This is a genomic window from Hahella sp. CR1 (assembly GCF_029813005.1).
Classification (GTDB): Bacteria; Pseudomonadota; Gammaproteobacteria; order Pseudomonadales; family Oleiphilaceae; genus Hahella.
The window spans coordinates 251,586-274,167 of record NZ_JAPELK010000002.1 but is presented as its reverse complement, the minus strand read 5'-3'; the positions used below and the strand labels follow the sequence as shown (position 1 = coordinate 274,167).

Here is a 22,582-nt window from a genome sequence, read left to right as displayed (position 1 = left end):
TATAATGCGCACCCGTTAACCGGAGGTAGTGAGATATGACGGCGGCTTTTAAGTCAGAGATGGCGCAGCGCGATCGCTTGGAGTTGAACAAACTGAGAAAACTGCTGCGGCGTGAAGTCGGCAGGGCGATTGCTGATTTCAATATGATTGAGGATGGCGATAAAGTGATGTGCTGCCTCAGTGGCGGTAAAGATTCATATGCCATGCTGGACATCCTGTTGAATCTGAAAAAGCACGCGCCTATCAGCTTTGAGGTTATTGCGGTTAACCTGGACCAGAAACAACCCGGTTTTCCCGAGCATGTTCTGCCTGAGTATCTAAGCTCCCTGGGCGTTGAGTATCACGTCATTGAGCGCGACACATACAGTATCGTGAAAGATAAGATCCCTGAGGGTAAAACCACCTGCGGTCTGTGTTCACGTTTGCGTCGTGGGATTCTTTACGATTTCGCTGTCGAACATAAGTGCACCAAGATTGCGTTGGGGCACCACCGTGACGACATTATGGAAACGCTGTTTTTGAATATGTTCTACGGCGGAAAAATGCGCGCAATGCCTCCCAAACTGAAAAGCGATGACGGCCGCAATATCGTAATTCGTCCTCTGGCTTACTGCCGTGAAAAAGACATTGAGCGTTACGCTGGCCTGCGTGAGTTTCCAATTATTCCCTGCAACCTGTGCGGCTCTCAGGAAAATCTGCAGAGACAAAACATCAAAATGATGCTGCAGGACTGGGATAAGCGTTTTCCTGGACGTCTGGAAAACATGTTCCGCGCGGTACAAAACGTGCTGCCTTCGCATTTGTGCGACACCAGACTGTATGACTTCGACAAGTTGGAGCGATACAGTATGGAACCGGAAGAGTTCAACCAAATCAGCGTCCTTAACCTCTAAACAGACATAGAGCAGATGGGCCGAGTTCTTCGGCCCTTATCCGTCTGTATCATCCGCCGGAGAATCAAGCGTCATGACGCCTTTATCGCTAGCCATTCTCAGCATTGTTATCGGCATCTTTCCATTGTTGGTCGCCAGTATGGCGAAGGCGATAGCAAGCTCTCTGGGCGGAACCCTGAGCGAAGCGGATTGCGAGGGTTGCATGCTGTTCGGAAGAGACATCAGCCCGATTCTATACAGGATGTTCGTCTTCGCCTGGTTGAGTATGTTTACGCTTGGTTTGGGCATGCTCGGCGTCATGGGTTCTATTGCCTGGGCTTTGTTGAGTTAACCTTTTCGTCGGCAATGTCATTTATCCATTCTTCTCATGTTGTCCATTTCTATCTGGGCCACGGTCGTCACGATCTGCTTCCAATACTCGCGCCGCTCTAAATTAATATATCGTAATTCTTTGATTTAATTGACGGCTTTTATGTCTATCCGGCGCTTAGGTTGGCATGAAGAACAGCTTTTATTCGGCGCTTGCGCTGATATGTTTTTCCCCGCTGAGAAGCGGCCCAATCGGTTAGTTTTCTTATCCTATAGGCGTATCTCGACATACGCTCCTGCGCCGACCGCGGTTTTGCGAGTCGGCTTTTTTTGTCGCCTCTTTTATTGCTTCGACTTATCAGGCTCATAGTCTTTTCCTTTAGGCAAAACATTTTGCGAATGTGTCATACTCGTGCGCTCGAATTAAGCGAGCAGTATCAGGCTCCGCCTTTCGCTTATACGTCAACTGCCTGACAGAAAAAGGACCTGCTTATGTTAGCCAAATCCTATCCCTTCTATCTCGCCAACGAGCCTGTCGCAGATCCTCGCGGCTGGTTGCCGGTCGAAGACAAATATACTGGAGAAGAATTCACCAAAGTTGGCCTGGCCGATCATGATGATATTGAAAAGGCTATCGCCGCTGCGGAAAAAGCGGTGGCTCCCATGCGCAGAATGCCTGGATATAAACGTCGCGATGTGTTGCTGCATACCGTTGCGCGCCTGAAAGAGCGCTCGGAAGAGCTGGCTCAGGCGCTGGTGCGGGAAGCGGGCAAGCCGCTCAAGGACAGCCGTGGCGAAGTGGGGCGTTTGATCGAAACTTTTCAGATTGCTGCTGAAGAAGCTGTTCGCAATAACGGAGAATGGCTGGATCTGGCTTATTCCGCACGCAGCGAAGGCTATCAGGGAATGGTGCGCCAGTTCCCAATTGGCGTCTGTTCGTTTATCACTCCCTTTAACTTTCCCTTGAATCTGGTGGCGCACAAGGTGGCGCCAGCCATCGCCGCTGGTTGTCCATTTGTCCTCAAGCCAGCCAGTCTCACGCCGATTGGCGCGCTGATCCTGGCGGAAATTCTGGCTGAAACAGACCTTCCCAAAGGCGCTTTCTCCGTCGTGCCCTGTAAAAAGGACGACGCCATGGCGCTGATTTCTGATGAGCGCATCAAGCTGCTGAGCTTTACCGGCTCGCCGGCGGCGGGTTGGCCTATGAAAGCGAAGGCCGGCAAGAAAAAGGTTGTGCTGGAGCTGGGCGGCAACGCGGCCTGTATTGTTGAGCCGGAAACAGATCTGGATAAGGCGATTCCACGCGTCCTTTTCGGCGGTTATTACCAGTCTGGACAAAGTTGCGTGAGCGTTCAGCGCGTGCTGGTGCAGGAGTCTTTATATGAAGACTTCAAGCGTCGCCTGGTGGCGGAAGTGGAAACGCTGAAGACAGGCGATCCTAAAGATGAGGATACCTTTGTAGGTCCGCTGATCAGCCGCAAAGAAGCGGATCGTGTGGCTTCCTGGGTTAATGAAGCGGTGGAGGCGGGCGCTGAACTGCTGATCGGCGGCGAGCGCAGCGGTAATGTAATTACGCCTACGGTGCTGGCTAATACTCCGCGTCATTGCAGCGCTTATAACGAGGAAATCTTCGGGCCGGTGATCGTCCTGGAAGCTTACAAGACTTTCGATGACGCGCTGCAAGCCGTCAATAACAGCAAGTTCGGTCTGCAAACCGGCGTATTCACCCGTGACGTGGAGAACATGCAGAAAGCCTGGGAAGAACTGGAAGTGGGCGGCGTCATTATCGGCGATGTGCCATCCTGGCGTGTGGATCACATGCCCTATGGCGGCGTGAAGGACAGCGGTATCGGTCGGGAAGGGGTGCGTTACGCCATGCAGGACATGAGCGAACCACGCTTGCTGGCGATCAAGCGTCAAAGCTGATTGTGTTGCGAGGGATTCAGGCGCAGCTATTGCGCCTGGATACGGAGTACGTGTGAAACCCTGTGGAGAACTGAATGAAAACAGAGCACGGGGGCGAGAAAGCCTCAGACCTATTTGTCAAAGCGCTGGAAAATGAAGGCGTCAAATATATCTTCGGCGTGCCCGGAGAAGAAAACCTGGACTTACTCGAGTCGCTGCGGGGTTCTTCCATCAAGCTGGTGCTGACCCGGCATGAACAGGCGGCGGCCTTTATGGCGGCCACCTATGGCCGGTTAACGGGGAAAACCGGCGTGTGTCTATCGACTTTGGGACCGGGCGCCACCAATTTGGTGACCGGGGCCGCCTACGCGAAACTGGGCGCTATGCCGTTGCTGATGGTGACGGGGCAGAAGCCGGTGAAGAAGTCCAAGCAGGGCTTGTTTCAGATTGTCGATGTCGTGGACATGATGCGTCCATTGACCAAGTTCACCCATCAGATCATCAACGTGAACACCATTCCTTCGAAAATCCGTGAGGCGTTTCGCTTGGCGGAGGAGGAAAGACCGGGGCCCGCGCACCTGGAGCTGCCGGAAGATATCGCTGAAGAAATATCCGACTCCGATGTCATGTTGTTCGAATCCAGCCATAGCCGCCGTCCGGACGCCAATGATCTGAGCATTCAGCAGGCGCTGGAAATGATCCAGAACGCCAAGCACCCGCTGGTGCTGATTGGCGCGGGGGCGAACCGTAAACGAGTGTCGGAAGCGTTGTTGGGGTTTATTGAGAAGACTGGCATTCCGTTTTTTAACACCCAGATGGGCAAAGGCGTGGTGGATGAGCGTCATCCACTGTTTATGGGAACGGCGGCGTTGTCCGATGGCGACTATCTGCATTGCGCCATCGATTTCGCTGACTTGATCATCAATGTCGGCCATGACGTCATCGAAAAGCCGCCTTTCTTTATGGAGCCCGGCGGCAAGAAAGTCATTCACATCAACTTCAATTCCGCCAATGTGGACCGGGTGTATTTCCCCCAGTTGGAAGTGGTGGGAGATATCGCCAATTCGGTTTCCAGGCTGACGCAGTTGCTGGAGCCGGTGAATACTCACGACTTCGAGTATTTCCAGCGGGTTAAGGAAGAAGTTGAGAAACAGCTATGCGAAGGCTCTGAGGACAACCGTTTTCCGATCATTCCGCAGCGGCTGGTGGCGGATGTGCGCAAGGTGATGCCTGATGATGGCGTTATCGCTCTGGATAACGGCATGTATAAGATCTGGTTCGCCCGCAACTACAAGGCGCACATGAATAACACGGTGTTGCTGGACAACGCCCTCGCCACTATGGGAGCGGGATTGCCCAGCGCTATCGCGGCGGCCATGCTGCATCCCGAATTGCAGGTGATGGCGATCTGCGGCGATGGCGGGTTCATGATGAACAGCCAGGAAATGGAAACGGCGGTGCGTCTGGGATTGAATCTGGTGGTGTTGATCGTTAACGACAGCGCCTACGGTATGATTCGCTGGAAGCAGGAACAGGGCGGTTTCCATGATTGGGGACTGAGCTACGGCAATCCTGACTTTGTGAAATACGCGCAAGCCTATGGCGCCTCTGGACACCGCGTGCAACGCGCTGAAGACCTGTCGCCCACCATTAGACAGGCTTTCGCTGAGGGTGGCGTACACTTGATTGACGTGCCGGTGGACTATTCGGAGAACCGTCGTGTGTTGACGGAGGAGCTGGCCAGCAGAGTCTGTCTGGTCTGACCGCTAACCATACTTTTCCCACTTCGGTCCCGAGCCGCCATGGCCGGGACCTGCTTCCACGGGTTTGAAGCTACGCCATCTATAGCCTATAAAATATTCAGGCGAATACCTTATGTGGAAGGACCCCGTCCAACATTATGGCCAAATCCCATTCCGTCGGGACCCTGTTTTATAACCTGCTTACCGCGCTGGCGTATTTTGTCACGGGTAGAATTGGTTTATGGCTGACCACGGACAGCACCTATGTCACCGCTATCTGGATACCTTCCGGCATCGCGCTCGCGGCGGTGCTGCTGGGCGGCTACCGGCTTTGCGCAGGCGTTTTTCTTGGGTCGCTGATCAATAACCTGAGCGTAACTCAGGGTTTCCCCGATGCCGAAATCTGGCCCTGGCAACTGTTCACCTTTGTCGCCATTGGAGCTGGCGCCGCCCTGCAGTCCTGTTTGGGGCGTTATTTAGTTATTCGCTTCGCGAACTATCCCGGTCGTCTGGCGGAGCTTCCAGAGATCATTCGCTTCCTGTTTTTCGCCGGTCCGGCGAGCTGTTTGTCCAACGCCTTAATCGGTTGCAGCAGTCTGTTGCTGGCCGGATTTATACCCGCGGAAAATTACGCGCGCTCCCTCGGTGTCTGGTGGATTGGCGACACCATTGGAGTGGTAGTTTTTACCCCGTTGATATTGGTGTGGGGACTGCAGCCTCGTGAGTCATGGAAAAAACGACGTTGGGCGGTGACATTCTCTTTGCTCGGAACTTTCTTTCTCGCCACGGTCGCGTTTTTGTATGCGAAATCCTGGGAGGAGAGCAGCTTACGACTGCGCTTTTTCAGTGAGGCCCAGGGCTATTCCGCCGCACTCAATCAGAGCCTGGAGGCCCACCTGGATGTCGCCCGGGCGATAGAAAGAAACCTTCCCGCCAATGCCACAATCAATCGAAGCGGCTTTGAGAAGGCGGTGTTCTGGGCGTTGGAGCGTTACCCGGGGTTCCAGGCCATGTCCTGGAATCCCTATATACGCAGCTATGAACGGGAGGAGTTTGAAGCCGGGCTGCTAGACGACTACGACGTCGATATGGGAATCGTGACTCGGCTGGACGGTGAGCTACAACGATCACCGGAAAAGCCGATTTATCTTCCTGTGCGTTTTATCTTTCCCTTAGAGAGTAACCGTGGCGCGCTTGGGTTTGATGTGTCTTCCAATCCCTCCCGTCTGAGCGCGATCGCCGAAGCCAGGGATTCAAGAAAACCGGTGATGACCGGCCCTATACACCTGGTGCAACAGTCTTTGGACAATATGGGCGCTCTGGTGTTTTACCCGCATTTTCTCAGTGGCGGACACGGCGAGGGCTCAATGCCATCGTTGGCTCCGGGTGCTGAGGAGAGAGACGGGGAGGGAGCGGAAGACTCGGATTATCCAGAAGGTTTTTTGGTGGCGGTGTTTCGCATTCACTCGTTGCTGAAGCACTTTACTGAGCGGCTGAATATGGATGGCTACCACATTACGCTTGCCGACATTACAGAGCAGCGCTACCTGATGCATGAAATGACGATCGATAACGGCAAGGTCAGTATGTCCCCGGACATCTCTGAGGAAGAGGTCAATAGCCGCCCTTATCGCTGGGAGCATAAATTCGCCGTTCTCAACAGAGAATGGGATCTGGATATTGCTCCCACCAAGAGCAATATTGCTGCGAACACCTCCATCAACGCCTGGATTGTCTATGTGTTGGGGCTGTTGTTCACTGGCGTCAGCGGCATGGTATCGCTGTTCTTCAGTGGTCGAACGCTGGCTTTGGAAACCTTGGTTGGCGAACGGACGGCGGAGTTGAGGCACAGTGAGCAACGCCTGCGCGCCATTTATGAACATACGCCGGATGGACTGCTGACGGTGACGGAAGATGGCAACATCACGGCGGTGAACCCGGCGGTGGAGAGTTTGTTTGGATACGCCTGCTCCGATTTCGCCGGTTTGAATATTCGGGTTCTGATTCCGGATTTTCATGCGGCTACAGCTGAGACAAATCAAGAGTCCGCCGCTCTGGATGCAGGGCCGGGATACTTGCAGGGCATTCGCCGCAATGGGCAGGACTTCCCTCTGGAGCTGCAAACGGTGTGTCTGTCCCAGACGCCGCCAGCCTCTTATCTTTGCATCGTGCGCGATGTGACCGAAAGGGCGGAAGCGGAGCGCATCAAAGACGAGTTTATCTCCACCATCAGTCATGAGTTGCGGACGCCCTTGACTGCTATAAACGGTTCACTGACGTTGCTGGACGCCAAGATCGCCCTGGCTGCGCCGGACAAGCATGCGCATATGATTGAGATTGCGCGGCGCAATACGGATCGCTTGCTTAATCTGGTTAATGCAATTCTGGACCTGAAAAAAATGGCGTCTGGGGAGATGACCTTGCAGCTCAGTCACTTCAATCTGGCGCAGCTTGTCAGTGACGTTTTGGCGCTCAACCAGGGGCTGACTCATAACGCTGACGTGAGCTTTACGCTGCAGATTCCTTCTGACAACGCGGTAGTGGTGGAGGCGGATGAAGAACGTCTGACTCAGGTGCTGACGAATCTGATTTCCAACGCCGCTAAATTCTCGCCTCCGCATTCGGAAATCGCGGTTGCAATTACGCTGGAAAACGGCGAGGCGCGGGTTTCCGTCACAGATAAAGGGCCTGGCGTACCGCCGGAATTTCAAAACCGCATATTCGGTCGCTTCGCGCAGGCCGATTCCTCCAACACCCGCAACAAAAGCGGAACCGGTCTTGGCCTTAATATTTCCAAAGCCATCATCGAAAGGCATGGCGGCAAGATCGGCTTCCACAATAATCCTGGCGGGGGTTGTACGTTCTATTTTGAGATGCCGGTGCTTGCTTGAACTAAACGGCGAGTCGTTCAGTTTACAAGTTATCGCCAGATCCGCTTACCGCTTGGAGAGGGTAGCGTCAAGAAAGCTGAATTTGCGCTTGATAACCGATAACATGCAACCAATTTTTTAAGCGCGCCGTCAGTCATGACAGGCAAAGGGCGCGCTGTTACTCAATTGGGAAGAGCTGGCGCTATGGCTATCAAGTTTACTACCTCGACAATTGCGAACGGCGTGAAAGGCGCCGTGCAGTCCTCCAAGGAGGCGCTGTCCAATCTGATGTCATCGGTGGACGAGCAGTATCAGCGTGTGAAGGAAAGCGTCGGTAAGCTGCAGTTATTTTCCTCAAGCCAGACCGCAGTGTCCTTGTATGAGGATGTGGATGAGAAGCATTACTTTATTGTTCCTTTCCGTCTTGCAGAGCAGGGCTATGTATTGCACACCATGCGCGTGCTGCCGCCGGGCGTTCCACCGCTAAACAGTCTTCCCAAAAAGCGTATCTTCCACGCGCCGTCGAACTGCTCCCGAGAAATGATTCAGCACTTGATTGTAGAGCCTATGCTCGCGGAAGCGCCTCCACCCGAGGACGGCAGCGCGTTTGGTCAATATCTGAAAGAAGTGGCGAACAATATCGACCGGGTAGAAAACAAAGTGACAGGCGGCCTGCTGTTGGTGGGAGGTTTGGTTGCGATGATCAATCCGGTGACGGCGGCGGCTATCGCCGGACACGCCTTACTGCCCACTCTGGCTAAATACGGACTGAACAGCGCAGGCAAGAAACTCAATGCGTTGAACGCCGAAAAAGAGGTTGAGCTGGCGCGGGCGAAACTGTTAAAGGAATTCAGCGAAAGTGGGGTGGAGTATCTGGAAAACCCGATACTGACGGAGCTTGTCCTGGCGCTATCGACCTCGGCTGAAGAGCATGATCCGGCGACCTTTGATCTCCAGCAACATCACTTCAATAACCGCGACAACGCCAAGCTTATCCATCTGACATGCGCATGTATTTACGATGTTTACGCAGATCTGCTCAAGACCAGGCGCAAATGGCGCGACGCCGGACTCGGCGCTGAAGATATTCAATGGATCAATCAATTGGGTCTGGAGGCGGACCACTATCGGTCCCTGATCAAGTCAAAGGGAATGCTTGATTGGAAAGCCTCCAAGCAGCGCCTGATGATGCGCTTGAGCGACATGGGACTCAACGAGACCAGAGCGTTAGTCGGGGAGATAGACCATCTTATCGATTATCTGCTGCCCTACATTAGTCGCCAGTCTGTCTTTCAGGATGACAAGCATGACTTCCAGAAACTGGTGTTTTCCTGGTTGCCGGAATACATCAATTACTTTTTGAGCATGCCCACAGACAAACTGCTCGAAAAAGAGGGCGATGCGGAATCACTGGCGGACCGCTTCATCGCTGAGATCAGGCTCCTGCAGGTTAAATTGAAAGAAATGTCCGCTTCCGTTTATCTCAACAAGTCGACATCAATGGTCAATCTGGGCGATTTCTTCAGATATAAGTTTGATCGCTCGGGCTCGATCGCCATGGACAGCGAGAAAGAGCGCGGCTGAGGAAGGCCGCGCTTAGGCAAAGAGGGGAATTAGATAATCCTGGAAAATCCCTGTTGCGCCTGTGTCCGGTAGCGGTCGAACACTTTGCAGACGCCGCGGATCAGCAGTCTTCCTGTGGGGTTCACATGCAGGCCGTCGCGGGTGAAGGTGACCAGTCCGTCTTCCGCCATGTCCTGCAGAATGCTTAGCTCTCCGCGGAAATAATGGGCGAAGTCGATATTGAACAGAGCTTCGATGCGGCGGTACTCGATTTTGAAGTTGCAGATCAGTTCGACGATGACTTTGCGGCGGATGACATCGTCATCATTCAACTGCACGCCTTTGATAATCGGAAGCCGGTTTTCCGCCATGGCTGCTTCGTAGCTTTCCTGGTCGTAGCAGTTCTGGTAATAGCAACGATCCAGCATGCTGATGCTGGAAGCGCCCATGGCGATGAGGTCGCAGTCGCCATGAGTGGTGTAGCCCTGGAAGTTGCGATGCAGTTCCCCTTTCTCCTGAGCGATGGATAGCTCATCGCCGGGCTTGGCGAAGTGGTCCATGCCGATAAAGCGATAATCCGCCGCGATCAGTTGGTCGACGGATTGCTGCAGGATGGTCAGCTTGTCTTCCGGGCGCGGCAGGTCTTCATCGCGAATGCGGCGTTGCGGCATAAAGCGTTGCGGCATATGCGCGTAATTGAACACCGACAGTCGGTCCGGCGCGAAGTCGATGATGGTGTCTACGGTCTTGCGGAAGGAGTCTGGCGTTTGCAGGGGCAAGCCGTAGATCAGATCAATATTGATGGAGCGGAAGCCCAGCTCGCGCGCCTTGCGCAGCACGCCCAAAGTGAGTTCTTCGCTTTGAATCCGATTCACCGCTTTCTGCACGGCGGGATTAAAGTCCTGCACGCCCAAGCTAATGCGATTAAAGCCGATTTCACGCAATGTGGTCAGTGTCTCGTCGTCGGCTTCGCGGGGATCGATTTCGATGGAGTAGTCGCCCTGGTCATTGTCCATAAAGCGAAAATGCGTGCGCAGTGCATTCATCAGGTCTCGCATCTGCTGCGGCGCCAGAAAAGTGGGCGTGCCGCCGCCCCAATGCAGTTGCTCCACCAGGCGGTCCGCGCCGAAAAGCTCGCTTTGCAGGGCGATTTCGCGATACAGGGCGTCGAGGTAGGGAATCGCTTTTTCCCTGCGTTTGGTGATGATTTTGTTGCAGGCGCAGTAGTAACAAAGGCGCGCGCAGAATGGGATGTGCAGATACAGCGATAGCGAGCGGTTTGCGGCGCGACTGGCGGCCGCCGCCTCATGCACGGCGTCGATAGGGAAATCGTTCTGGAATTCGACGGCGGTGGGGTAGGAGGTGTATCGGGGACCCTGCAAATCGTATTTGCGGATGAGGTTCTCGTTCCAGTAAATATTTTTCACTACGGCGCTCGCACTTCTACCATGGATAAGAAGTGGCCATTGTATATCCGAGCCAAACAGTCGGGCTTGATATGGGTCAATGCCCGCCGTGGTGTGTGGAGGAGGCTCCGTCGTGTCGATGGTCCATGCTCTGTCCACCGAATAGTCCGGCGAAATGCACGGGCAGCGTCCAGACGCCAAACAGAATGAGTAGAACGCCGAATACGCGGCGCACGGATAAATTGCTCAGCCAGCGTCTCAGGTGGTAAGCGAAAAGCCCGGCGGCCAGCATGCTGGGCAGAGTGCCGAGGCCAAAGCAGAACATGAGCAGGGCCGATAGCGAGGCGTCTGCGTTCGACATTGACCAGGCGAGGGCGCTGTATACCAGTCCGCAGGGCAGCCAGCCCCAGAGCAGACCCAAAGCGAAGCTGATGTGTGGTCCCTGACGTTCGCCAAGGGATTTGCTAAGCGGGGAGATTCGGCTCCAGAGTCTGCCTCCGAGGCGTTCGATGTGGGTCAGGCCCATCCACCACTGGCCTACGTAAAGTCCCATCAGGATGATCATAACGGCTGCGATAGTGCGTAACGCCACCAGCAGCGTTTCGTTCAGCGCCAGCGCTTCACCCAGGAAACCGGCGAGCAGTCCGATCAATGCATAACTACTGAGGCGGCCGAAGTTGAACAGAAATAACCATGAGGTTCTTGGCGAGCCGTCTCCGCCCTGGGCGAAGGACTGCGCGCCAGCGATGCCGCCGCACATGGCGATGCAATGACCGCTGCCGAACAGGCCGATCAGAAACGCGTTAGCGATCAGCAGAAGCTCATGCATCGGGGTTGCGGGGCGCGTCCTCGGAAGACTGAGTGGGGGTTTCCTGTTTGCCTTTCTTGTCCGTTTCGTTGCCGGGAATCATCTTCTCATCGTCATCGAACAGGATGCTGTGCGCAGGACCTTCCAGGTCGTCATACTGGCCGGAGCGCACCGCCCACCGAAAAATAATGACAGCGACGGCGATGAGCGCGATGGAGAGAGGGATCAGGACGAACAGTATCTGCATAGCGGGGCCTTATGGCTTTTGGACGCCGGACAGTCTAAGAGCGTTAAGCACAACAATCAATGAACTGACTGACATGCCGATTGCGGCGGCGTAGGGCGGCACATAACCGGCGGCGGCCAGCGGCAGGGCGAGCAGGTTATAGCAGACCGCCCAGGACAGGTTTTGGCGAATGATGCGATAGGCGTCCCGCGCCTTCTTGACGCCGAATGCGAAAGTACGCAAATCGCCGTTAAGGATGACCGCGTCGGCGCGCACCTGGGTCAAGTCGGTCGCATTGTTCATCGCCACGGCCAGATGCGCTCCCGCCATGACGGGAACGTCATTGACGCCGTCGCCCACCATGACGACGGTGTCGCCTTCTTTCTGCCATTGCTTGACTCGCTCAAGCTTGCCTTCCGGCGAGCAGGATTTTTCGATATCGGTCACCGCCAGTTCCGATGCGATGGTTTCGACGGCGGCGGAACTGTCCCCGGACAGAATCGCCGTGCGCAGACCCTGCTCCTGCTGCAATTGCCGTAGAGCCTCTTTTGCGGACGGACGCAGACTGTCGGTCAGATAGAACAACGCCAGTAGCTGCTGGTCATCCGCCAGGGCTACCGTTTGGTAGTTCTCCGGCGTCACCATTTGCGATTCAGGCAGCTTCTCCGTAGCAAATTTCAGATTGCCGAGACGGTAGACGGTCGCGCCGCGCATTCCTTCGACGCCTTGCCCGGTATGGTTGCGAATTTGCTCCGCCGGGCCCTGGGCGTAATCTTGGAAGACTTTGGCGATCGGGTGGGGGTTATCCCACTCCAGCGATCCGGCGAGGGCAAGCAGCTCCGCGTCGGAATAGCGAGAGCGATTATCGGTTTTCACCAGACTCAGTTCGCCCTGGGTTAAGGTGCCGGTCTTGTCGAAGACTACGCGGGAGGCGCGGGCAAGGGTTTCCAGCGCGTGCCCCCGGGTAATTATTAATCCGGACTGTCGTAATGCGGTGGTGGCGGTGGTCAGGGCTGTGGGAGTCGCCAGCGACAGTGCGCAGGGACAGGTCACCACGAGTACGGAAAGCGTAATAGCGAAGGCATGGGCGGGATCAATACGCCACCAGATCACACCGACAATCGCAGCAGTTAGCAGCACCCCTGCGACAAAGTAGCTGGCGACCCGGTCCGCCATGGCGCTGAGCTGCGGACGTTCCTGCAAGGCTCTTTCCACCAGACGATTGATGGTGGACAGGTGGGAGTCCTGATCCAGGGCGGTAACGCGCACCACTAATGCATTATCGATATTGACGCTGCCGCTGAGCACGGCGTCTCCGGCGCACCGGGGACGCGGCATGAACTCGCCAGTCAAGGCGGCCTCGTTGACCGAAGACTCGCCTTGCACGATTTCCCCATCAACGGGAATCAGATCGCCGGCCTTAAACAGAATGAGGTCGCCTACGCGAATATCCCGTAGTGGCGTCAGTTGCGCCTTAGTCAGGTCGATTTGGCTATTTTGCTCCCCCTGACTGGGTAGTAAGTCCACAAACTGCGGGGCCTTTTGTTTCAGGCGGGCATTGGATTGGGCGGCGGACATGCGTGCGCGGCTTTCGAGGTAGCGGCCCAGCAGCAGGAAGAAAGTAAACATGCAGACGGAGTCGAAGTAGACTTCTGGTCCTCCGCGGAAAGTAATCCAGACGCTGGCCGCGAAGGCTCCGCCAATCGCAAGGGAGACGGGAACGTCCATGGTCAGGTGACGTAACCGGATATCCCGTAGCGCTGCGTTGAAAAATGGCCGCGCTGAATACAGGATGACCGGCATGGCGACAATCAGGCTGATGAAGCGGAACAGGTCGACGTACTCTGGCGTATCCTGCAACAGGCCGAAGTACATCGGCACCGCCAGCATCATGTTTTGCATCATGCCGATGCCGGCGATACCCAGGCGCACCAGCATGCTTTTCTGTTCATCGGCGAGGCGCTTTTCCTCTTCCGTCGCGGAAAAGGGATAGCCGCGAAAACCGATGGACTGCAGTTGCAATAATACGTCGCTGAGCGGTGTTGCGTTCTGATTCCAGGTCAGGGTGGCGCGGTGGTTACTCAGATTCACCCAGAACTCATCAACACCGGGTAGCTTGCGCACGAACTGCTCAACCAGCCAGACGCAGGCGGCGCAGGTAATGCCTTCCAGAGACAGGGACAGGGTGCGTTTGCCGTCGGAGCCGGGGTGTGTGGCGATAGAGGAGAGCACATCGTCCCTGTCGTACAGCGCGTACTTGGAACGATCCAGGCTGGAGATCGGCTCGGGGGCTTCCAGGCGCTTGTCCCGGAAGCGGTAAAACTGCTGCAATCCGTCGTTATGGATCAGATTGGCGACTGCCTGACAGCCGCGACAGCATACTGCGTAATCTTCGCCGCCTACAGTGACATGAAGATTGATGGCGGCGGGAACAGGATTACTGCAGTGATAGCACTTTTCGGCTTCACTCATTCTCGGTCGGGACAGCCGGGCTCAACGTGATTTTGGCGTCGGTGGGAAACCAGCTTTGGCCTTTCAGGCGCCAGGTTCCGTCGGCGTCGGTCAGATGGATGTAACGTCTGCCTTCGATGGGGCTGGGCAAAATACCGTGGTAACCGTCTTCTTGGCTGACCAGGGCGACGTTGTAATCATGTTCCGCCAAAGTAGGATGAATGAACTGGATGTTCAGACGCTCCGCTTTCTTGATGGGAATGCCTGACGTCAGCACCAGTTTGATGCGTCCGTCTTCATCGATGCTCGCCTGCGCCGCCAGACCATAGTCTTGTGCAGTGCGATCTTTGACCAGTTCCTGGTTGATCGCCAGACCGTCTTTGTAATAGTCGTCTTTAACCAGCGTATCTTTCCCGCGCACGGCGAGAGTGACCATCAGGATGCTGAACAACACAGAAGAGGCGGGCAGGCCTATTAGCAGCCATACCCATTTTTCTTTGTACCAAGGCAGAACAGTACCAGCCGACATAGCAGTATTACTCATTAGAATTTAACCGGCGCAGGACCAAGAAAACGGCTTTCGGAATCGATCTTCACGGAGGTGTCGTCAATCGCCTGCGCTTTAAACACGATATCATGACTGCGCTCTGTCAGCGCGCTGGGTTTAGCCTCAACCGCCATCGGGATGGAGCGTATTTCCGATGGCTCCAGCGTGAATTCGCTCTTGCCGGAGATGCTGATGCCATCCATGCCTTCCACAGTGATGACAAACGTGCGCACCTGGTCGGACATATTCATCAGCTGCAGGGTATAGGCGTTTTCGATATAGCCTCTTGCGTTGGTCTGGAACAGGGCTCCCCGGTCGCGGATGACATCCAGCTCAACAGGCAGACGCGTCCCCAGTTTGAATGCAAAGGCAGACATCATGATCACCAGGGCCAGACCATAGCCGATGGTGCGCGGACGCAGCAGTTTGGAGTCTTTGCCTTCCAGCTTCTGCTCCGTGGTGTAGCTGATCAGCCCTTTCGGGTATTCCATTTTCTCCATGACCGAGTCACAGGCGTCGATACAAAGCGCGCAGCCTATGCACTCGTACTGCAGGCCATCGCGAATATCGATGCCGGTCGGACAGACCTGCACGCACATACCGCAGTCCACGCAATCCCCCAGTCCGACCTCTTTGGGATCGGCGGAGCGCTTGCGGCTGCCTCTGGGTTCGCCTCGGTTAAGATCATAGGACACCACCAGGGTATCTCGATCGAACATAACTGACTGGAAACGGGCGTAAGGACACATGTACAGGCACACCTGCTCGCGCATCCAGCCCGCGTTGATGTAGGTGGCCAGAGTAAAGAATGCGATCCAGAAATACGCCCAGCCGGAGCTGATATCCAAGGTGAAGAAGTCAGGGACCAGCTCGCGGACAGGGTAGAAATACCCTACGAAAGTCAGGCCGGTGGCGAAGGCCACGAACAGCCAAGAGGCATGTTTGGCCGCCTTTTTCAGCGCCTTTTGTTTGTTCATGGAGGCCTGATCCAGCTTCATGCGCTGGTTTCGGCTGCCTTCAATACGCTCTTCCAGCCACATGAATATGAACGTCCAGACAGTCTGCGGGCAGGTATAGCCGCACCAGACCCGGCCAAACAGGGTGGTGATGAAGAAGAGCCCGAAGGCGCAGATAATCAATAGCCAGGATAGCAGCACAAAGTCCTGCGGCCAGAATGTGGCGCCGAAGATGTGGAACTTGCGGTTTGGCAAATCGAACAGCACCAGTTGCTGTCCGTCGACGCTGATCCAGCAGAACAGGAAATACATTCCCATCAGGAACCAGAGCGAGAAGGAGCGGACTTTTTGGAAGACGCCAGTAATTTCCTTGACGTAAATCTTCTTGCGGGCTTCGTAAAGCTCGACCGTTTTGACTTTCGCCGTGGAGGCGTCTTGCGGGTCGATATTTTGGACCGGGATCTTATTACTCATGATGCTGTCCAAGGTTTAATCACTTTAGCTTTGTCCAAACAGCGAATGACCAAAGCTAAGGAGACTAAGCCGCCGGAGTCCCGCTAAGCGGGCTCCGGCATCGCAATGCTTAGCGATGAGACAAAGAGTAGATGTATGCAGCCAGCAGGTGAATACGCTCTTCACCCAGCTTATCCTTGAAGGATGGCATAACGCCGCCGCGGCCGTTGCGGACTGTCGCCTCAACGATTGCTTGAGTGCCGCCGTACAGCCAGATGCCGTCAGTCAGGTTGGGCGCGCCCATGTCATGGCTGCCTTTACCGTCTTTGCCGTGGCAAACGAAGCAGTTGGCGGCGAATATCTCAGCGCCTTTCGCAGCCATGGCTTCGTCAACGCCTTCCTGGTTGCTCAAAGAGCGAACGTAGTTGGCGACTTGCTTAACGCCTTCGTCGCCAATCTCGCTTTTCCAGGCGCGCATGGCGGAGCCGTTACGACCGCCAGTAATGGTCTCTTTTATCTTCTCTGGGGAGCCGCCATACAACCAGTCATTGTCAGTCAGGTTGGGGAAGCCGGTAGCGCCGTGCGCGGTGCTGCCGTGGCAGACTGCGCAGTTGTTGGCGAACAGACGCTGGCCGATTTTCATGGCGTTGTCGTCTTTAGCCAGTTCCTCGATTGGCGTAGCCGCCAACTTGGCGAAAATCGGGGCGTAGGTTTCTTCCGCCTTTTTAACTTCCGCTTCCCATTGGTTTGCGGAAGTCCAGCCGAAAAGGCCTTTGTAACTTCCCAGTCCAGGATAAACAACCAAATAACCCAGTCCGAAGACAATGGTTCCCATGAACAGAACCAACCACCAGCGGGGCAGGGGATTGTCATACTCTTCGATGCCGTCGAACGAGTGACCCATGGTCTGCTCGGTTTCGGTATCGAACTTCTGGCTTTTGCGGGTGACCCACAGCAACCAGGCGCAACCAAATATTGATCCCAGGACGATAAAAGATATCCATCCGGTCCAGAAACTAGTCATGTTTTTTAGTCTCCGCTTCGCGTACTGACTTAGCGTCCGCTTCGTCATCTTCAAAGGGTAGGTTCGCAGCTTCATCAAACGTTTTCTTTTGTTTGGAGCTGAATGCCCATACCACTAAGGCGATGAACGCCGCCATGATGAACAAGGTGGCTAACCCGCGGACAGTATTAATATCCATTGAACTTACCGTTTGATTGCCGTACCCAGTTGCTGCAGGTAAGCAACCAGGGCTTCAATCTCATACTTGCCTTCAACCATTTCCGCTGCGCCTTCGATGTCCTCTTTGGTATAAGGTACGCCGACTTTGCTGAGAGCGTTCAGTTTGGCCGCAGTTTTCGATGGGTCCACCTTAGTGGTGAACAGCCATGGGAAAGCAGGCATGTTGGATTCCGGAACCACTTCGCGAGGGTTGAACAGGTGAGCCCGATGCCAGGCGTCACTGTATTTCGTTCCTACGCGGGCCAGATCCGGACCAGTACGCTTGGAGCCCCACAGGAATGGGTGCTCATAAACGGATTCGCCGGCGACAGAGTAATGGCCGTAGCGCTCTGTCTCTGCGCGGAACGGACGCACCATCTGCGTATGGCATACTGTGCAGCCTTCGCGGATGTATATGTCGCGTCCTTCCAATTGCAGGGCGTTGAGCGGTTTAAGACCTTCAACCGGGGTCGTGACTTCTTTGGTAAAGAACAAAGGTACGACTTCAACGAGTACACCGAAGCTGATTGCGATCACGATCAGAGGGATCATCAAGCCAAGGTTTTTCTCGACGACTTCATGATTCATCGAATTCTCTCCCTCTTAGTTAAACAGCGTGTGGAACAGAGTCAGCTTGCGCCAGCGCATCAATTGCTTTGGCGTCGCTTTGTCTGACGGTTTTCCAGGTGTTGTACGCCATGACCAGCATACCAGTCAGGAATACAGCGCCGCCCAGGACGCGCACAGCATAACCAGGGTAGCTGGCGTTCAGCGCTTGTACGAAGCTGTAGGTCAGGGTGCCGTCTTCGTTAACTGCGCGCCACATCAGACCTTGCATGATGCCGTTGACCCACATTGCAGCGATGTACAGTACGGTGCCGATTGTCGCCAGCCAGAAGTGAACGTTAACCAGCTTGACGCTGAACATTTCTTTCAGGCCGTACAGACGAGGAATCAGGTGGTAAAGCGCGCCGATGGAAATCATCGCAACCCAGCCCAGAGCGCCGGAGTGAACGTGGCCGATGGTCCAGTCAGTATTGTGAGAAAGCGCGTTGACGGTCTTGATGGACATCATCGGGCCTTCGAAGGTGGACATACCGTAGAAAGACAGAGATACGACCAGGAAGCGCAGAACCGGATCGGTGCGCAGCTTATGCCATGCGCCGGACAGAGTCATCATGCCGTTGATCATACCGCCCCAGGAAGGAGCCAGCAGAATCAGAGACATAACCATACCCGCGCTTTGCGCCCAGTCAGGCAGTGCGCTGTAGTGCAAGTGGTGCGCGCCAGCCCAAACGTAAATGCTGATCAGCGCCCAGAAGTGAACGATGGACAGACGGTAGGAGTAAACCGGACGCTCCGCCTGCTTGGGTACGAAGTAGTACATGATGCCCAGGAAGCCTGCAGTCAGGAAGAAACCTACCGCGTTGTGGCCCCACCACCACTGGACCATCGCATCGATAGCGCCAGCATAAATGGAGTAAGACTTCATGGCGGAAACAGGGATCGCCATGCTGTTGCCGATGTGCAGAATGGCGACAGTAATAATGAATGCGCCGAAGAACCAGTTGGCGACATATATATGCTTGCTTTTACGTTTGGCGACAGTACCAAAGAAAACAATAGCGTACGCCACCCAGACAACCGCGATCAGAATGTCGATCGGCCATTCCAGCTCAGCGTATTCTTTGGAAGTGGTGTAACCCAGAGGCAGCGTAATGGCGGCCAGGACGATGACTGCCTGCCAGCCCCAGAAGGTGAAGCTAGCCAAACCGTTGGAGAACAGAGGAGCCTGACTGGTGCGTTGGACTACATAGTAGGAAGTTGCGAAAAGTGCGCATCCGCCGAAAGCGAAGATAACGGCGTTAGTGTGCAGTGGTCTCAAGCGACCGAAGTGGAACCATGGATAGTGAGTATTTAGCTCCGGCCAGACCAGCTGTGCTGCGATAAGCACGCCGACAGCCATGCCCACTATACCCCAAACAACTGTCATGATGGCGAACTGACGCACCACCTTGTAGTTGTAGGTTTCGTTAGCACTTACTGTATTCATTAGTGACTATTCCTACCCTGAGTTGATTAATACGGCGCAAACCTGCTGGCGAGTTCGTTATGCTTTTGCAATTTTGAGTTGTCGCCCAGTTCGAATGTCAGGCTTTCAGGATCCAGAAACCAGGGGCCTCTTTTTCCTCCCCCTCGACAGCGGGCCGAAGCATAAGAGTTGCACAATGGGGCTGTCAACTTAATATGCTTGGCCAAGTCATTATCTCCACATATTTTTTCCCCTGCTTGATATGCATCAAACGCGTTATAAACCGGAGGGCGGATGCGTTAGTTCAGAAGGGGAGCGTCTGTCTTCGACTTTACTGCAAGGGAAGTCTTAGGGCATGTGAAGCAATGACCAAAGGACAGGAAATCCCTCTCACCCAATGCCTAAATAACTATTAGAAATAATAGATGATTTTTGGCTGATTTCTGGTCAATTTCAAATGGGATGACTCCTTCCTTTAATAAAGGAGGCGAGATCGTGATAATGACGGCCTTCGCGCAAAGATGAATATTTGTTCAGATCGTAGTTTTCGCATTGGTTTTTGGTAGATGGAGGGCGTATGCGCTTTATGGTCGACGGTCCGGAACAGGCCGGGAAGGTTCTTTTATTTGCTCATGGCGCCGGCGCGCCGATGGACTCCGATTTCATGTCCTTTATTACACAGGAGGTCAGCGCCGGCGGCGTTAAGGTCGTGCGTTTTGAATTTCCCTACATGCAAGAGCGTCGCGATACTGGAAAGAAGCGTCCGCCGGACCGTCAGGAGAAGTTGCTAAACTGCTTTGCGGAGGCGCTGGAGAATTGTCCTTCTGATACGGAGGTTTTTCTGGCTGGCAAGTCTATGGGAGGACGCATGGCCAGTATGCTGGCGGCTGATTTGCCAGAGGGCGATGCTCGGGTGCGGGGATGGCTGGCGTTTGGCTATCCCTTTCATCCCCCTGGTAAACCGGAAAAGCTCAGGACCGAGCACTTGATGAATATTCCGCTTCCCGGACTGGTGCTGCAGGGTGAACGGGACCCATTTGGCGGCCGTTCTGAGAATATGGAGCAGTATTTGAACGAGCAAAGCGCCATGGTCTGGCTCCCCGACGGCAATCACGATCTGGCCCCGCGTAAGGCTTCCGGCCTGACCAAAGAGCAAAACTGGCGCACGGCTGCGCAGGCGGCGCTGGCCTTTATGCTTCGCTGATTTGCCCGAGGCGATAGGATCGACGACAATAGCGGCCTTTACCCGGCCGCGCATTGGCGCGTCGATGAATTGATGATTGGAAACGCCCGGATGTCGCAAAAATACCCTACCAGTTCTTCCCGTAAACGCTCCCCTTTAAGCTCCGGCAAATATTCCGCCATCGGATTGCTCGCCTACTGCCGGCCTGGATTTGAAGCGGAGTGCGCCCAGGAGTTGCAAAATATCGCTTCGCTGCAGTTTGTATACGGCTACTCGAAAATAGAAAAGGGATCGGGCGTTGTATTCTGGCGCTGCTCCCAAGGCAACGCGCTGGATGTATATAAAGAGATAGAGGTGAGTCGCTGTATTTTTGCGCGGCAGGTGTTTTGCGCGTTGCATGACCTCGAAATTGAAGACCCTAAGGACCGTGTCTCGCCAGTGGTCGAAGCGCTGCGCGCCGGCGGCGCATTTGGGTTCCTGCATATTGAAACGCCGCTGGAAGATGAAGCGGGTTCTCTGCAGAAACTGGCCAAGAAGCTGACGGCGCCGATGAGCGCGGCGCTGCGCAACGCAGGCGTATTGAGCAAGGCCAAGTCGGATGAACTGCCCCAGTTGCATCTGGTATGCCTGTCTGGGCAACACATCATCGCCGCCTTGGCGATTTATCCCAACAGCAGCGCCTTGCCGCTGGGCATTCCCCGTCTGCGGTTTCGCAATGAGGCGCCGAGCCGCTCCGCTTTGAAAATAGAAGAAGCGTTTCTGACCATGTTGACCCCTGCGGAGCGTGAGTTCGTATTGAAGCGCGGGCAGCGGGGTGTGGATCTGGGCGCGGCGCCAGGCGGTTGGACATGGTATATGGTGTCCCAGGGCGTGAAGATGACGGCGGTCGATCATGGCTCTTTGCAGCAAGAGCTTTTGGAAGACCCGGCGGTGACTTACGTCAGCGATGATGGATATGTCTATAAGCCGCAGAAAAAAGTCGATTGGGTCGTATGCGATATCGTGGATAAGCCGAAACGGACAATGGAGCGAATGGCGGACTGGCTGTGTTATGACTGGACCACCTATGCGCTGTTTAATCTCAAGCTGCCGATGAAAACGCGCATGGATGAAGTGGAAGCCTGTCTGCAACGGTTGCAGGAGCGTCTTCTCGGCGCTGACATTGAGTCGGAAGTTCGCGTGAAGCAGTTATACCATGATCGCGAAGAAGTCACTGTACTGGCGCTCACAGGGCATTTTCTGACCGCTTTCCAGAAGCATTAACGCGTTACCCGCGAAGACCTAAATCAGAGGCATTCGGGGCATAAGGCCCTGAGTCTCTGGTTGTTGCTCAGCAGACTTCTTCCTTTAAGAGTGTTCCAGGATGGTGACTTTTTCTTCCCTGTCCATCATCGGAATCAACTCCGCCATCAGCGCTTTACGTTCATCCGATGTCTGCCAGGACTGCCAGTCCTGCACGGAGCGCCAGGTCGACCAGATTACCCGGTCGTTGGGTTCGTTGGCGTTACGCAGGGATTCGCCAGATAAAAATCCAGGCGCCTGCACGGCCGCTTGCAGGATCTTTTTCGCGGTGTATTCGTAATTGGTTTCCAGGGTCTTGGCGATATGGCGTTCGATCAGCACGCGGATCATGTAGCTACCCTCCGGTTTAGCAGCGCTTGTTTGTTATGAGTATAACAAGCAATCCCATGCAATTGAGGTCGATGCGGCGTTGAAGGTGTATAATCGCCGCCACGAAATGGAGAGGTTGCAATGAACGACAGCAAGAACGAAAACGTAGATTACTCGATCGACAGCGTCATGGATGTGTGTGGTCTGTTTTGTCCCGAGCCGGTCATGATGCTGCACAACCGCATCAATGACGTGGAAGTGGGGTGCGTTATCGAAGTATTGGCGACAGATCCCTCCACCCAGAGAGATATCCCCAAGTTTTGTCAGTTCCTGGGGCATGAATTGCTGGCTTCAGGCGAGCGGGACAAACAGTTTTTTTATCACATCCGTAAAGTTGGCGGCTGA

The 22,582-nt window shown here is 54.8% G+C and carries 20 protein-coding genes; 9 read left to right on the top strand and 11 right to left on the bottom strand.

Features of this window, described 5'->3' with window-relative positions:
* Window positions 1-35 precede the first annotated feature (35 nt).
* The 6 genes from ttcA to ONV78_RS06715 all read left to right on the top strand — a co-directional run bounded on the left by ttcA (window position 36) and on the right by ONV78_RS06715 (window position 9,303).
* Window positions 36-893, top strand: coding sequence for a tRNA 2-thiocytidine(32) synthetase TtcA (ttcA, locus tag ONV78_RS06740; protein ID WP_216739023.1), 858 nt, complete (start codon window positions 36-38; stop codon window positions 891-893).
* 73 nt (window positions 894-966) lie between these two features.
* Window positions 967-1,224 (top strand): hypothetical protein, encoded by a 258-nt coding sequence (locus ONV78_RS06735; RefSeq protein ID WP_216739022.1) that lies wholly within the window; start codon window positions 967-969, stop codon window positions 1,222-1,224.
* A gap of 470 nt (window positions 1,225-1,694) precedes the next feature.
* Entirely contained in the window at window positions 1,695-3,128 is a 1,434-nt protein-coding gene (locus tag ONV78_RS06730; RefSeq protein ID WP_279502094.1) for an aldehyde dehydrogenase family protein, read from the top strand.
* 74 nt (window positions 3,129-3,202) lie between these two features.
* The gene (locus ONV78_RS06725) at window positions 3,203-4,870 is read left to right on the top strand and encodes an acetolactate synthase large subunit (protein WP_279502092.1); all 1,668 of its coding nucleotides are present in this window, start codon (window positions 3,203-3,205) and stop codon (window positions 4,868-4,870) included.
* A gap of 137 nt (window positions 4,871-5,007) precedes the next feature.
* Window positions 5,008-7,740: an ATP-binding protein gene (locus ONV78_RS06720; RefSeq protein WP_279502091.1), complete on the top strand. Its 2,733-nt coding sequence runs from the start codon at window positions 5,008-5,010 to the stop codon at window positions 7,738-7,740.
* Between the two features lie 183 nt (window positions 7,741-7,923).
* On the top strand, window positions 7,924-9,303 hold the full coding sequence (locus ONV78_RS06715; protein WP_279502089.1) for a hypothetical protein: 1,380 nt from the start codon (window positions 7,924-7,926) through the stop codon (window positions 9,301-9,303).
* A 29-nt stretch (window positions 9,304-9,332) separates the two neighbouring features.
* On the opposite strand, the gene hemN is transcribed toward ONV78_RS06715, so the two are convergent.
* The 10 genes from hemN to ccoN all read right to left on the bottom strand — a co-directional run bounded on the left by hemN (window position 9,333) and on the right by ccoN (window position 19,404).
* The gene (gene hemN / locus ONV78_RS06710; protein WP_279502455.1) at window positions 9,333-10,709 is read right to left on the bottom strand and encodes an oxygen-independent coproporphyrinogen III oxidase; all 1,377 of its coding nucleotides are present in this window, start codon (window positions 10,707-10,709) and stop codon (window positions 9,333-9,335) included.
* A 76-nt stretch (window positions 10,710-10,785) separates the two neighbouring features.
* A complete protein-coding gene (locus tag ONV78_RS06705) occupies window positions 10,786-11,517 on the bottom strand; it encodes a sulfite exporter TauE/SafE family protein (RefSeq protein ID WP_279502087.1) in 732 nt (243 codons plus the stop codon).
* The gene (gene ccoS / locus ONV78_RS06700) at window positions 11,510-11,743 is read right to left on the bottom strand and encodes a cbb3-type cytochrome oxidase assembly protein CcoS (RefSeq protein ID WP_216739111.1); all 234 of its coding nucleotides are present in this window, start codon (window positions 11,741-11,743) and stop codon (window positions 11,510-11,512) included. The genes ONV78_RS06705 and ccoS overlap by 8 nt, the downstream gene beginning before the upstream one ends.
* 9 nt (window positions 11,744-11,752) lie before the next feature.
* Window positions 11,753-14,194 carry a heavy metal translocating P-type ATPase gene (locus ONV78_RS06695; protein ID WP_279502083.1) on the bottom strand — a complete coding sequence of 814 codons (2,442 nt, stop codon included), beginning with the start codon at window positions 14,192-14,194 and terminating at the stop codon, window positions 11,753-11,755.
* The gene (locus tag ONV78_RS06690; RefSeq protein ID WP_279502081.1) at window positions 14,187-14,702 is read right to left on the bottom strand and encodes a FixH family protein; all 516 of its coding nucleotides are present in this window, start codon (window positions 14,700-14,702) and stop codon (window positions 14,187-14,189) included. The genes ONV78_RS06695 and ONV78_RS06690 overlap by 8 nt, the downstream gene beginning before the upstream one ends.
* Window positions 14,703-14,716: 14 nt before the next feature.
* The gene (gene ccoG, locus ONV78_RS06685; protein WP_279502079.1) at window positions 14,717-16,150 is read right to left on the bottom strand and encodes a cytochrome c oxidase accessory protein CcoG; all 1,434 of its coding nucleotides are present in this window, start codon (window positions 16,148-16,150) and stop codon (window positions 14,717-14,719) included.
* A 109-nt stretch (window positions 16,151-16,259) separates the two neighbouring features.
* Window positions 16,260-17,153: a cytochrome-c oxidase, cbb3-type subunit III gene (gene ccoP / locus ONV78_RS06680; RefSeq protein WP_279502078.1), complete on the bottom strand. Its 894-nt coding sequence runs from the start codon at window positions 17,151-17,153 to the stop codon at window positions 16,260-16,262.
* Window positions 17,146-17,331, bottom strand: coding sequence for a cbb3-type cytochrome c oxidase subunit 3 (locus ONV78_RS06675; RefSeq protein ID WP_216739116.1), 186 nt, complete (start codon window positions 17,329-17,331; stop codon window positions 17,146-17,148). Before ONV78_RS06675 ends, ccoP begins: the two co-directional genes overlap by 8 nt.
* 5 nt (window positions 17,332-17,336) lie before the next feature.
* Window positions 17,337-17,939, bottom strand: coding sequence for a cytochrome-c oxidase, cbb3-type subunit II (ccoO, locus tag ONV78_RS06670; protein WP_216739117.1), 603 nt, complete (start codon window positions 17,937-17,939; stop codon window positions 17,337-17,339).
* Between the two features lie 19 nt (window positions 17,940-17,958).
* Window positions 17,959-19,404, bottom strand: coding sequence for a cytochrome-c oxidase, cbb3-type subunit I (gene ccoN, locus ONV78_RS06665; protein WP_216739118.1), 1,446 nt, complete (start codon window positions 19,402-19,404; stop codon window positions 17,959-17,961).
* Window positions 19,405-19,960: 556 nt separating this feature from the next.
* Here ccoN and ONV78_RS06660 point away from each other — a divergent pair.
* Both ONV78_RS06660 and rlmM read left to right on the top strand, forming a co-directional pair.
* Window positions 19,961-20,587: an alpha/beta family hydrolase gene (locus ONV78_RS06660; RefSeq protein ID WP_279502071.1), complete on the top strand. Its 627-nt coding sequence runs from the start codon at window positions 19,961-19,963 to the stop codon at window positions 20,585-20,587.
* A gap of 90 nt (window positions 20,588-20,677) precedes the next feature.
* Window positions 20,678-21,829 carry a 23S rRNA (cytidine(2498)-2'-O)-methyltransferase RlmM gene (rlmM, locus tag ONV78_RS06655; protein ID WP_253938600.1) on the top strand — a complete coding sequence of 384 codons (1,152 nt, stop codon included), beginning with the start codon at window positions 20,678-20,680 and terminating at the stop codon, window positions 21,827-21,829.
* A gap of 84 nt (window positions 21,830-21,913) precedes the next feature.
* Here the strand turns inward: rlmM and ONV78_RS06650 are convergent, their stop codons facing one another.
* On the bottom strand, window positions 21,914-22,198 hold the full coding sequence (locus ONV78_RS06650) for an antibiotic biosynthesis monooxygenase (RefSeq protein WP_216739121.1): 285 nt from the start codon (window positions 22,196-22,198) through the stop codon (window positions 21,914-21,916).
* 120 nt (window positions 22,199-22,318) lie between these two features.
* Here ONV78_RS06650 and tusA point away from each other — a divergent pair, with 120 nt between their 5' ends.
* Window positions 22,319-22,582 carry a sulfurtransferase TusA gene (gene tusA / locus ONV78_RS06645; protein WP_279502068.1) on the top strand — a complete coding sequence of 88 codons (264 nt, stop codon included), beginning with the start codon at window positions 22,319-22,321 and terminating at the stop codon, window positions 22,580-22,582.